Origin of the sequence: Niveispirillum sp. (assembly GCF_052437035.1) — a bacterium.
GTDB lineage: Bacteria > Pseudomonadota > Alphaproteobacteria > Azospirillales > Azospirillaceae > Niveispirillum.
This window is the reverse complement of the sequence record NZ_JBQVOH010000001.1, coordinates 1,005,929-1,018,197: the sequence shown is the minus strand read 5'-3', so window position 1 is coordinate 1,018,197 and position 12,269 is coordinate 1,005,929. Positions and strand designations below refer to the sequence as shown.

Annotated in this window: 12 protein-coding genes; 2 read left to right on the top strand and 10 right to left on the bottom strand. The window is 62.2% G+C overall.

Going from position 1 to position 12,269, the window contains the following annotated elements:
• Positions 1-8 precede the first annotated feature (8 nt).
• Entirely contained in the window at positions 9-785 is a 777-nt protein-coding gene (locus ACT6Q8_RS04860) for an SDR family NAD(P)-dependent oxidoreductase (protein ID WP_444734531.1), read from the top strand.
• Position 786: 1 nt separating this feature from the next.
• Here ACT6Q8_RS04860 and ACT6Q8_RS04855 read toward each other — a convergent pair whose 3' ends face one another.
• The 10 genes from ACT6Q8_RS04855 to ACT6Q8_RS04810 form a co-directional block, all read right to left on the bottom strand.
• Positions 787-1,593 (bottom strand): inositol monophosphatase family protein, encoded by an 807-nt coding sequence (locus ACT6Q8_RS04855; RefSeq protein ID WP_444734532.1) that lies wholly within the window; start codon positions 1,591-1,593, stop codon positions 787-789.
• Positions 1,590-2,909: a GTPase HflX gene (hflX, locus tag ACT6Q8_RS04850; RefSeq protein WP_054167449.1), complete on the bottom strand. Its 1,320-nt coding sequence runs from the start codon at positions 2,907-2,909 to the stop codon at positions 1,590-1,592. The genes ACT6Q8_RS04855 and hflX overlap by 4 nt, the downstream gene beginning before the upstream one ends.
• Before the next feature lies 1 nt (position 2,910).
• The gene (gene hfq, locus ACT6Q8_RS04845) at positions 2,911-3,162 is read right to left on the bottom strand and encodes an RNA chaperone Hfq (RefSeq protein ID WP_054167448.1); all 252 of its coding nucleotides are present in this window, start codon (positions 3,160-3,162) and stop codon (positions 2,911-2,913) included.
• Between the two features lie 86 nt (positions 3,163-3,248).
• Positions 3,249-3,962 carry an HAD family hydrolase gene (locus tag ACT6Q8_RS04840; protein ID WP_054167447.1) on the bottom strand — a complete coding sequence of 238 codons (714 nt, stop codon included), beginning with the start codon at positions 3,960-3,962 and terminating at the stop codon, positions 3,249-3,251.
• A complete protein-coding gene (locus ACT6Q8_RS04835; RefSeq protein WP_054167446.1) occupies positions 3,959-4,828 on the bottom strand; it encodes a D-amino-acid transaminase in 870 nt (289 codons plus the stop codon). Before ACT6Q8_RS04835 ends, ACT6Q8_RS04840 begins: the two co-directional genes overlap by 4 nt.
• Before the next feature lie 140 nt (positions 4,829-4,968).
• Positions 4,969-5,868 carry an acyl-CoA desaturase gene (locus ACT6Q8_RS04830; protein WP_444734533.1) on the bottom strand — a complete coding sequence of 300 codons (900 nt, stop codon included), beginning with the start codon at positions 5,866-5,868 and terminating at the stop codon, positions 4,969-4,971.
• A gap of 114 nt (positions 5,869-5,982) precedes the next feature.
• Positions 5,983-6,306: a metalloregulator ArsR/SmtB family transcription factor gene (locus ACT6Q8_RS04825; RefSeq protein ID WP_444734534.1), complete on the bottom strand. Its 324-nt coding sequence runs from the start codon at positions 6,304-6,306 to the stop codon at positions 5,983-5,985.
• Between the two features lie 102 nt (positions 6,307-6,408).
• The gene (gene trkA, locus ACT6Q8_RS04820; protein WP_054167444.1) at positions 6,409-7,785 is read right to left on the bottom strand and encodes a Trk system potassium transporter TrkA; all 1,377 of its coding nucleotides are present in this window, start codon (positions 7,783-7,785) and stop codon (positions 6,409-6,411) included.
• Between the two features lie 55 nt (positions 7,786-7,840).
• Positions 7,841-9,244 (bottom strand): nitrogen assimilation response regulator NtrX, encoded by a 1,404-nt coding sequence (gene ntrX, locus ACT6Q8_RS04815; RefSeq protein WP_444734535.1) that lies wholly within the window; start codon positions 9,242-9,244, stop codon positions 7,841-7,843.
• 6 nt (positions 9,245-9,250) lie between these two features.
• Positions 9,251-11,539, bottom strand: a complete 2,289-nt coding sequence (locus ACT6Q8_RS04810) for an ATP-binding protein (protein WP_444734536.1) — start codon at positions 11,537-11,539, stop codon at positions 9,251-9,253.
• Between the two features lie 244 nt (positions 11,540-11,783).
• On the opposite strand from ACT6Q8_RS04810, the gene ACT6Q8_RS04805 reads away from it, so the two are divergent.
• Positions 11,784-12,269 (top strand): hypothetical protein (locus tag ACT6Q8_RS04805; protein WP_444739349.1); only part of this gene is annotated, 486 nt, incomplete at its 3' end.

Genomic DNA, 12,269 nt, shown 5'->3' with positions numbered 1-12,269 from the left:
GAGAGCAGATGATGACCAACGTTCCCTACGCGCCCAAGGTGGTGATGATCACCGGTGCGACCGGTGCCTTCGGTGCCGCCTTCGCCCGCCGCTTTGCGGCACTGGGTTCCAAACTGATCCTGACGGGTCGTGATCTCTGCAAGTTCAATGGCTTGCTGGAGGAGATCAAGACGCCGGTTCACCTGATGAAATTTGATGTGCGTGACCGTAAGGCGGTGGAGGCGGAACTGGCCGCCCTGCCGGCAGAGTTCCGCGATATCGACCTGCTGATCAACAATGCCGGTCTGGCGCTGGGGGCGGACCCCGCCTACAAGGCCGATCTGGATGATTGGGAGGTGATGATCGATACCAACGACAAGGCGTTGGCCATCATTACGGGCCTGATCCTGCCCGGCATGGTGGAACGCCGCCACGGCCACATCATCAATATCAGCTCTACCGCCGGGTCCTACCCCTATCCAGGTGGCCATGTCTATTGCGCGTCAAAGGCCTTCGTGACGCAGTTCAGCCTGTCGCTGCGTGCCGACCTGATCGGCACCGGCGTGCGCGTCACCTGCGTTGAACCGGGCATGGTGCAGACGGATTTCAGCCTCGTACGCTTCAAGGGCGATGCGGAGCGGGCATCCAAGGTCTATGCCGACACGGTGCCGTTGACGGCAGAAGATGTCGCTGAAACAGTGACTTGGACCGCGACGCTGCCGCTGCATTTCAACGTGAACCGCGTGGAAATCATGCCGACGACGCAGGGGCCGGGGGCCCTGGCCGTTCATCGGACGCCCAAGTAACCTATCCCGGAAACACCAACCCGTGGATCGCAGCCCAGGTCGGTTGATCGGCGGCAAGCAGGATGCCGCCGGTCACATCGCCGGGATTGTATGGTTTGCGGTCCCATTTCGCGACATGGCCGCCCGCCTCCGCGTAGGCCAGGGCTCCGGCAGCATGGTCCCAAGGCATAGTGCGGTTATAAAGCGCGAACTGCCCCTTGCCGGTCAGTAGGTTCAGATATTCGTGCGCGGCGCAGAACAGGCGGTAGGTGGAGGCGAAATGCGGACGCAGCGCCTCGATCCGCTTCTTTTCCTCGGTAGGGAAAAACTTGGTGGAGAGCGAGCCGCGCAGGCTGGGCACCGGGCCGCCGGGCAAGGCCCGCAGCTTTTCCCCCGCCATCCAGGCACCCTGCCCGATCTCGGCGATCACCATACGGTCGCCCATAGGATCATAGATCCAGCCGCCGACGGTGCGCCCGCCGACAGACAAGGCCAGAAGCACGCCAAACACCGGTCGGCCATTGGCGAAATTGCTGGTCCCGTCCACAGGGTCGATGATCCAGACCGGATCATCGCCGGCATCAATCCGCGACAGGACGGCGGGATCGGCGGCGCACGCTTCCTCCCCCACCACCAGCGATCCCGGCAGCAGGTCGGGCAGGCGGGCGGTCAAGGCCCGCTCCGCCGCCTCATCCGCCACGGTCACCAGATCGCCCGGCCCCTTTTCCCGGATGTCAGCCTTGGACAGGCTGCGGAAGCGGGGAACGATTTCGGTGGCCGCCACGTCACGGATGATGGCGGCCACCTTTTCAGGATCGGGACGTTTCATGATGCCAGCGCCTGTTCACGCGCACGATACGGGAAGCGGTCCAGGAACCGGGCCAGATCGGCAGGGTCCAGGCCGACACGCAAGCGGGCGAGCGTCTCGTCATCCTGACGGTCCAGCACCTCGCCCTTGCCATAGAGCCAGGCGATGGCGGCACCATCGCTGACGTCGATGTCGAACTCCACCACTTCGCGTCCCGCCACCATGCGGCGGTCGATGGCATCGAACAGCGTGTCCAGACCATCGCCGGTCAGGGCCGAAATGGCGATGCCGCCATTGCGCCGCGCCTGACGCAGCAGGGTCTGCTGGTCCTCTTCCGCCAACCGGTCCAGCTTGTTCAGGACCTCCATCACCCGCTCATCCGTATCGACCTCGATCCCCAGGCCCTTCAGAACAGACTCGACGTCGGCCTTCTGCGCCTCTGTATCGGGGTGCGAGACATCGCGGACATGCAGGATGATGTCGGCGGCCATCACCTCTTCCAGCGTGGCGCGGAACGCCTCAACCAGACCATGCGGCAGGTCGGAGATGAAGCCCACCGTGTCGGACAGGATAATCTTGCGGTTCGACGGCAGCATGATCGACCGCATGGTCGGGTCCAGCGTCGCGAACAGCAGATCCTTGGCGAAAACATCCGCCCCGGCCATGCGGTTGAATAAGGTCGACTTGCCGGCATTGGTGTAGCCAACCAGCGCCACCACCGGATAAGGCACCTTTTCGCGCGCCTTGCGGTGCAGGCCACGGGTGCGGCGCACCTCCTCCAACTCGCCTTTCAGCTTCACGATCCGGTCACTGATCAGGCGGCGGTCCATTTCGATCTGGCTTTCGCCGGGACCGCCAAGGAAGCCGAAGCCGCCGCGTTGGCGTTCCAGGTGGGTCCAGGAACGGACAAGGCGGGAGCGCTGATAGGTCAGGGCCGCCAGTTCCACCTGCAACTGACCTTCACGCGTGCGAGCGCGCTTCCCGAAAATCTCCAGGATCAGGCCGGTCCGGTCGATGACCTTGGCCTTCCAGTCGCGTTCCAGGTTGCGCTGCTGAATGGGGGTCAGCGACTGGTCAACAATGACCAGACCGATCTCCGCCTCCTTGATCAGGGTAGCCACCTCCTCCACCGCACCGGTGCCCAGCAGGGTAGCAGGGCGTGGACGGGTAACGCGGATGGCGCGGGCGTAGGCAACCTCAAGGTCGATGGCGGCGGCCAGACCCACCGCCTCGTCCAGGCGGGATTCGGGGCCGCGGGCGTCGTTCCGGTCCTCGGGCAGGACCGGATGCAGGACGAGGGCGCGGGTGGATGACCCGCGCCCCTCGTGATTACTCAACTCAGTCGTGGTCGGTCTCCTTGGCCGGCGGATCGAACAGTTGGATCGGATGCGCCGGCATCACGGTCGAGATGGCGTGCTTATAGACCAGCTGCGAATGGGCGTCACGGCGCAGCAGCACGGAGAAATTGTCGAACCAGGTGATGATGCCCTGCAGCTTGACACCATTGACCAGGAACACGGTCACGGGGGTCTTGCTCTTGCGGACATGGTTCAGGAACACGTCCTGCACGTTTTGAGATTTTTCTGACATTGGAGCAGCCTCGCTTATGCTCGGGTTATTGGGGCACCCATCAGACGGGGGCCCAAGTTTGCACAGGATATCCGACAATCGCCCTTTCAGCCAACAGTGCGGACATCCGTCGATATGGTAGCAGCAATCCGCTTAACCAAGGATGAAATCGCCGCACACCCCTCAAGACTTATGGCTGGGGGAAAACGGTTCAACCCGTCGCCCACATGCGGCGTATCGCCCACCAGGACAGGCGTCAGGCCCGTCCGGTGCGCGATCTCCATATCGACATCGGCGTCGCCCACGAACCAAATATCAGGACCGGGTTCAAAGCCTGTGGGTTTGAGCGCCATGTAAACGGGCGCCGGGTCCGGCTTGTCCGCCGCCGCATCGGTCGCCCCAATCAGCGCATCGAAAAGGGGCGCCCAGCCCAGCATCTCCGCCTCTGCGCGCAGAAACCGGCCCGTCTTGTTGGAGACGACACCCAGACGGATACCCATGCAATGCAGGGTGTGCAGCATGTCCTCGGCACCGGCAAGCACATCGGTATGGGTCAGGTGGTTGGCCTCGAAATGCGCGTAGAAAATGTCGCGGGCGCGCGGCCATTCGTCCCCGAAAATCTCCGGAAAACTGTCGCGCAGGGATTTGCGGATGCGCCCATAACTTTCCTCCAGCGTCCATTCCGGCTTGCCAAAGGCGCGCAGGGCGGCATTCACGGAAGCATGGACGCAGCGCCAGTTGGTGATCAGCGTATTGTCCCAATCAAACAGGATCGCGCGGGGCAAACGGTCAAACGGCGGAGACAGGGTGTCGATGGTCACTTGGCACTCACAGGGTCGGTGGAACCGATATGGTCCATATAGGCCTGACGCAGACGCAGGCAGAGGGGACCTGGCTTGCCATCGCCGATCACCTCGCCGTCAATGCGGGTCACCGGCAGGGCAAAGGTGCTGGCGCTGGAAACAAACGCCTCGCGCGCGGCGTAAGCCTCTGCCACGCTGAAGGCCCGTTCCTCGAACCGGATGCCCAGGTCACGGGCGCAGTCGAGGATGGACAGGCGTGTAATGCCGTTCAAGATCTCATTGCTGGGCTGGCGCGTCACCAGGGTGCCGTCGGCGGTGACGATCCAGGCGTTGGACGAACAGCCCTCCGTCACCAATCCGTCGCCATCCACCATCCAGCCTTCAAAAGCGCCCGCCTCCGCCGCCTTCTGCTTGCCCAGCACCTGCGGCAGCAGGCTGGTCGATTTGATGTCGCGACGCAGCCAGCGGATATCAGGCATGGTGATGACGGAAACCCCCTTTTCCAGGGTCGAAGCCGGCTGAAACGCGGTACGGCGGCAGGTCAGGACCAGGGTGGGGGCCGGGTTCTTCGGGAATTTGAAATCACGCGGGGCGGCACCGCGCGTGATCTGAATATAAAGCAGCGCATGGCGGGCACAGTTACGCCGGACCATTTCGCCCATGATGAAGCGCAAGGTCGCGGGCTTCACCGGCCAGGGGATCGACAGTTCCTTCAGCGACCGCGCCAACCGCGTCAGGTGCCCATCAGCATCGGCCAGCCTGCCATCAACAATGGTCACCACTTCATAGACGCCGTCGGCGAACTGGAATCCGCGATCCTCAATATGGACGGCGGCGTCGCCGTGCGGCAGATAGCGGCCATTGACATAGGCGATACGGGGCATGGGGCGGGGTCCATCGGTAAAGCTTCCCCCAGATGTCGCGCGTCCGGCCCCACATGGTCAAGGGACGGAATTGCCATTGTGGAACTTGCACCTGAGGTGCAGGTCGGTTCTGCTGATTTGCAGATGTGGGAATGGCATGCTCAGTTGTTGCAGAGATTGCAACCGTAGGCCTTCAACACGGCGATCACACTTCGCCCCGTCCTACCCAGCCTTCTGGCAATGGGGCAACCATGGGGTTTGATACGCGTGACCCTGCGCAAGGCAGGCCGGTGGGGCATGCTGTCCGGGGTCACGATGTTCCAGGCCAGCCCCAGCCGCTCAAACCCAAGGATCAGCCACCAGCCCAGGTCAACCTCTCCCTCATGCAGGCCCAACCGCGCGGAGCCGGGATAGGCGTGATGGTTGTTATGCCAGCTTTCACCCATGCTGATCAGGCCCGCAACCCGGACATTGTAGCCTTGGACCGACGCGCCATCGATCAGGAAGCTCTGATCCCCGTCGCGGTGCGCATAATGGCCGACCAGCCAATGGCCCGTGACACAGACGGCCACGCGGGCACAGACGCCCCACACAAGCCAGGGCAACCCGCCAATCATGAAGAAAAGCACAGCCCAAGGCAGTTGCTGCACCATCCAGGTCCGCTCCATCCAAGCATAAACCCTGTCATCGGCCAATCGCGGCTCCAACTGAAAGCGGGGCGGATGGTCCAGTTCCAGCACGCAATGCAATTGCTGCCAGCCATCGCGCCAGAACCCCGCACGGTGCCCGAAATAGGGGTGGCAGACGGGCTGGCGCTGCGCCCAATCCCGCATGTCATGGACGCGGATCATGCCGATGGGACCGGCCATCCCGACAAGGACGCCGAGATAGACACACAGATACTCAAGCCAAAGCGGGCATTGAAAGCTGCCATGGATCAGCCGCCGATGCATGCCGACCGAATGGCCAAAGCAAAGTGTGACAGCAGAAGTGACCAGGAACAGAGCGAAGGCGCCCCAGGTGAAGAACAGTCCGCCCAACAACAGGGTCGCGATGGTCATCGACCCGATCCAGATGGATTTACCCGGCGACCAGCGCACCCTGCCCCGCCTGGGATCGCAGCCCGGTCTTGCGATAATTCTTTCTGAACCCGCAACCAGCTGCATCGCTACCCCCTATTCGTTGGGTTCTGTTCGCCGCGCCCGTGCGATATCGGCACTTTCGCGCTTCAATGGCAGGGAGACCGGGCAGATGTTCTGTACGAAGCCGTTCAGCGTATTGACCAGATTTTCACGCACCAGGGCGTAGTGAACGAACTGCCCGCGTTTCTCGCTCCGAACCAGACCGGCATTTTCCAGCACGCCCAGATGCTTGGAGATGGCAGGCTTGCTCATCTCAAAACGCGCGGCGACCTCCCCGGCGGTCAGTTCGGTTTCCGCCAGATACGCCAGTATCTTGCGTCTCGCGGTGGAGGCCAGGGCCTCGAAAATCTTGTCCATGACGCTTTAATATTTAACTTATTAGTTAAATATCTACCCACCGATATACGCTCGTCAAGCGCTGGTTTAGCGCCTGCTGGTGAAGTCAGATTGTTCAGGTGATCAGAAAAACTCCAGCCGTACAGCGAACATCTTCTCCACCTTCTTCACCTGCCCTACCTCGGCCAGGATGATCACCCGGTCATTGGGTTTGATGACGGTGGACGGGCGCGGGATGATCACCTTGCCGGCGCGCACGATGGCGCCGACGATAATGCCGGCGGGCAGGCGGATATCCTTCAGGGGCGTGTTGATCAGGGTGGAGGTTTCCAGCGCCTCCGCTTCAATCACCTCGGCAAAATTCTCGCGCAGGCTATGCACCGCCTTGATACGACCCCTGCGGACATGCTGAAGGATCGACGAGACGGTGATCGACCGGGGGCTGACGACGGCATCGATGCCCAGCGGCAGAACAAGCGGCTGATAGGTTGTCTTGTTGATCAGGGTGATGGCGCGTTTGCAGCCATTGCGCTTGGCCAGAAGGCTGGCGAGGATATTGCCCTCGTCGCTGTTGGACACCGCCACCACCGTCTCCGACGCGCCAACATTGGCCTCCTCCAGGATGGCGGGGTCCAACGCATCGCCATGCAACACCATGGTACGCTTCAGCTTCTGCGCAACAAGGGTGGCGCGGCGGCGGTCCACCTCAATGATGCGGGCTGACACGCCGGGCTGGTTCTGCTCGATCTCTTCGGCCAGACACAGGCCGATATTGCCGCCGCCGACGATGATGACGCGCCGCGCCTGCCGCTCCTCATGGCCGAAGGCGGCCATGGCGCGGGCGACGTGGTTCGTATCGGCAACGAAATAAACCTCGTCACCGGCCAGCATCTGATCATTGCCGCCGGGGATGAACTGGCGATCACCCCGGATGATGGCCACCACTTCGATGGCCAGATCCGGGAACAGGCCCGTCAACTGCCGCAGGGGCGTGTTGATGATGGGGCAATTGTCGGTGCAGACGACGCCGATCACCTTCACCAGCCCATCGGCCAGGGGGATCATATCGAACGCGCCCGGCACCTGCAGCCGCCGCGACACGGCCCGCGCCACCTCAATCTCGGGCGAGATGATGAAGTCGATGGGCAGATGTTCGCGGGAGAACAAGTCAGCCCAGATCGGCTGTAGATAGGATTGATGGCGCACGCGCGCGATTTTGGTCGGCACGTTGAACAGGCTGGCCGCTACCTGACAGGCGACCATGTTCACCTCGTCCGCCAGGGTCACGGCGATCAGCATGTCGGCATCCGCCGCCCCCGCCGCCTCCAACACATTGGGGTGGGAGGCGAAGCCCACCATGGCCTGGACGTCCAGTGTATCGCTGATCTTCTGGATCAGTTCCGGCGACTGGTCGATGACGGTGACATGGTTGCCCTCCGACGCCAGATATCTGGCGATGTTGGACCCGACCTGACCGGCGCCGCAAACGATGACTTTCATGAAGGATACCCTGTCAGGAATTGACGGGAAAGGAAGCGAAGCAACCGATCACCCCTCACTCCACCAGCTTCAACCCATTCTTGTCAGAGCCATGCACGCCCAGCGATTTCAGCTTGCGGTGCAGGGCCGAGCGTTCCATGCCCACGAAGCTGGCGGTGCGGGAGATGTTGCCGCCGAAGCGGGTGACCTGGGCCAGCAGATATTCACGTTCGAACACCTCACGCGCCTCCCGCAGGGGCAGGCCCATGATCTCCCCGCCCTTTTCCCATTTTAGAACCGTGGGCGTGATGGCCCCGATCTCGGGCGGCAGCATGTCGGCGCGGATGGCCTCTGACGGGTCGGCGGCCACCATGATCAGCAGCCATTCCACCGTATTGCGCAGCTGACGCACATTGCCGGGCCAGTCATAGGCCTGCAGCGCCGCCATCGCATCCTCACCGAACACCCGTACCGGCAGACCCGCCGTCTCCGCCGTGCGCTGCATGAAATGCCGGGCCAGCAGGGGGATATCCTCCCGACGCTCTCGCAGTGGCGGCATTTTCAGGGGCACGACGGACAGGCGATAAAACAGGTCCTGGCGGAAGCGACCGATCTCGATCTCCGCCGTCAGGTCGCGGTTGGTCGACGCGATGACGCGGACATCCACCTCCACCCGCGAGGTACCGCCCACCCGCTCGAACGTCTGTTCCTGCAGCACGCGGACAATCTTGCCCTGGGTTTCCAGCGGCATGTCCGCCACCTCATCCAGGAACAGGGTGCCGCCATGGGCCTGTTCAAAGGTGCCGACCTTGCGGCCACCGCCCTCAAACCCATGTTCGGTGCCAAACAGTTCCACCTCCAGCCGGTCAGGCCGCATGGTGGCGCAGTTCAGGGCCACGAACGGCCCGTCATTGCGCCGCGACTTGGCGTGCAGCATGCGGGCGACGACTTCCTTGCCGCTGCCCGGCGGGCCCGAGATCAGGACACGGCTGCCGGTCGGTGCCACCTTTTCCACCGAATGGCGCAGCTGGTTCACGGGCAGCGACCGGCCGATCAGGTCGAAATCGGCACCGACCTTGACCCGCAGCTCCCGGTTTTCCCGGCGCAGGCGTGCGGCCTCAATGGCGCGTTCGACCAGCAGCAGCAGGCGGTCGGCCTTGAACGGCTTTTCGATAAAATCATACGCACCGGATTTGATGGCCGCGACCGCCGTTTCGATATTGCCATGGCCGGAGATCATGACGACGGGCACATCCGGATGGTCGCGCTTCAGTTCGGCCAGAACCTGCAACCCGTCCAGGCGGCTGCCCTGCAACCAGATATCCTGGATGACCAGACTGGGCCGGCGGGCGGCGACGGCGGCCAGCGCCTGGTCCGCGTCCGCCGCCTCGCGCGTCTTCATGCCTTCATCCTCCAGGATGCCGGCGATCAGCATGCGGATATCGGCCTCGTCATCGACGATCAGAATGTCGTGCGCCATGTCTTCTCAACCCCTCCGCGCGTCGGCGGTGTTCATTTCCGGGACGACCGTGGCCGTGGGTGCGATGTTGCGCGGCAGGACCAGTGTGACACGGGCGCCACCGCCCGGCCGATCCTCCAGCAATATCGCACCGCCATGGTCTTCCATGATCTTCTTCACAATGGCGAGGCCAAGGCCTGTGCCCTTGGCCCGCGTGGTGACATAAGGCTCGGTCAGCCTGTCCCGTTCCTCGGTGTGCGGCAGACCCTTGCCATTATCCTCAACCGCCAGCAGGACCCGTTCATCATCCACCCGGATGCGGGCCGTGATTTCGCCCGGCACCTTTTCGGCGCCGTTGGGTGTTTCCTCCAACCGGCCTTCGATGGCTTCGCCGGCATTTTTCAACAAATTGGTCAGTGCTTGGCCCAATTGCCGGCTGTCACAGGTGACGACCAGCGGTGCCTCGGGCATGTCGCACTGGAACTTGATCGACGGGTAGGCAGAGGCCTGCAACAGCACGGATTGCCGCGTCAGGTCCTGCATGGCCGTCGGCTTCATCACCGGTTGCGGCATACGGGCAAAGGCGGAGAATTCATCCACCATGCGCCCGATATCATCGACATGGCGCACGATCGTGTCGGTCATGGCCTTGAACGTGTCGGGATCGCTGGTGATTTCCTTAAGGTATTTGCGCCGCAGCCGTTCCGCCGACAGCTGAATGGGCGTCAGCGGGTTCTTGATCTCATGCGCGATGCGCCGCGCCACATCGGCCCAGGCCGCCTTGCGCTGTGCCGACATCAGTTCGGAAACATCGTCGAAGGTGACGACGAAGCCCTTCACCTCCCCCGCCACCAGTTCGGCGGCTACGCGGACCAGCAGGGTTTTCTGCTGTCCGCCGCGCCGGATCTGCACCTGTCCCTCCACCTGTCGCCCCCCGCGACGGCGGATATTGCCCATCAGCTCGTCCAGCTCCGGCACCACCTCCAACAGGTCGCGCCCGATCAGGGACGCCGGGTCACCCACAGACAGGAGATTGGCCGCCGACAGGTTGGGCAGGTTGATGCGGCCATTCTGGTCCAGGCCCAGCACGCCCGCCGACACGCCGGCCAGCACGGCCTCTGTGAAGCGGCGGCGCAGGTCCAACTGCCGGTTCGCCTCCACCAGTTCCGACCGCTGGCTTTCCAACTGGCTGGTCATGCGGTTGAAGGCGCGGGACAGGTTGACCAACTCATCCTCCGGCTCCAGCCCGCTATCGGGCACACGCGCCGTCAGGTCACCGGCGCGGATACGTTCCGCCGCCGCAATCAGGGCGGAGATGGGAGCCACCAGATATGTCGCGAAATTCAGTCCTACCCAGATGGCGGCCAGCAGCAGCAGCACCGCCACGCCCACAAAGATCACCGCCATGCGGGTCTGCAGGGCGAACCGCTGCTCCTCCATATGGCGGTATTCCTGCACGGCACTCTGCGTCACATCCATATGTTCCAGCACCCGGCTTTCCACCGGGCGGCCAATGAACAGGAACCGGTCAAAATCCTGATCCAGCAGGACGATGGCATTCACGCGGTTGCCACCCTCACTGACGATCAGCACCACCTCGCCCTTACGCGCCCGCTCCAGATCCTCGGCATGGACGGTGGTGAAATCAAAGGCGAAGCCCAGGCCGAATACCGCCGTCACCTGCCCCGTGCCGTCGAAAATCACCGCCTCCGTCACATTGCGCATCAGGGCCTGTGACTGGAAATACTGGCGGAAGCGCGGCGGGTCCCAATAGATGTTGAGCGGCAGCCGCGCCAGATCGTTGCGCATCACCTCCGCATCACGCGACAAGGTCTGCTGATGTTCCTTCAGATAGCCTTCGGCCACCGCCAGGCTTTCATCCACCACCAGCCGCACCCGGTCGGAAAACCAGCTTTGCAGTCCGACATAGAAGAACAGGGCGGAAAAGATGGCCATGATGATGGCCGGGGCCACGGCCAGGATGGAGAACACGGCCACCAGCCGCATATGCAGCCGCGACGCCGCCAACCCCTGTCGCCGCTCCACCCACAACGCCACAATCCGCCGCGCCACCACGGCCCCCAGCAGCAGCAGCAGCACGCCATCCAGCGTCAGCAGCAGCATCAGGGTATTTTGATCAATGGCGACCGGCAGCGTCTCCGTCAGCGCCGCATAGGTGGCGGCCCCGGCGGCAATGGCCGCAATGATCAGCAGGACCCCGGCCAGCGTGGAGACATGCCGCCCCCGCGACCAGCGCACCAACCGCCGCCAAAGCCCATCCGACCGGGGCGCAAGGCCGGGTGCTGTTGCCGTCATGCGGGGACACCGGGGATAGGCAAGCGGGCGTGTGACGATCCGGAACGGGGCAAAGCATCTGCCTTGGGCTATCGGAACCAGGGAGACACTGTTACCAGAAAGCTACACCGGACGCCAGCCCGCAACGTGATAAAGCTGCAACAGGGTGTGGTGGGTTGGGAGACTATGGTAGATGCCCTTGCACATTTGCTTAAGCTAAGCAAATCTATATGCCCATTGTTGTGCATCTGCCAACGAGATCGACATGAATGACAATGACAATCAAAATGAAGTAAATCACGTGGATGAAGAGCAGCTGGGCAAAAAGCAGAACATTACACTTGATATTAATGATTTAAAATTTCCGCATACCGACACCCCATCAAACACCAAAAAAGGGCAGAATTCGCCGAAATATGGAAGCCAAAAAAATAATATTGCTTCTATAGCTTCCCTGCGACAATTCACGTCGCCGTTACTCGAAGAACTCGAGGCGCAAAGAGGTATGTTTGAGAACATTAATAGCATCAATGTTGGAGGCACACTCTCGTCAATGACCGAACAGTACGATAAACAGAGGAAGAACCTGGAGCGCTTAGGGGGCAACATTATCAGCAGCACACTACAGTCATTAACTGAACGCTTTGACGAACAGAGTAAAACTCTGGAGCGCCTCGGAGGCAACAATATCGGCAGCACGTTACAGTCATTAACTGAGCGCCTTGATGAACAGAGAAAAGCTCTGGAGCGC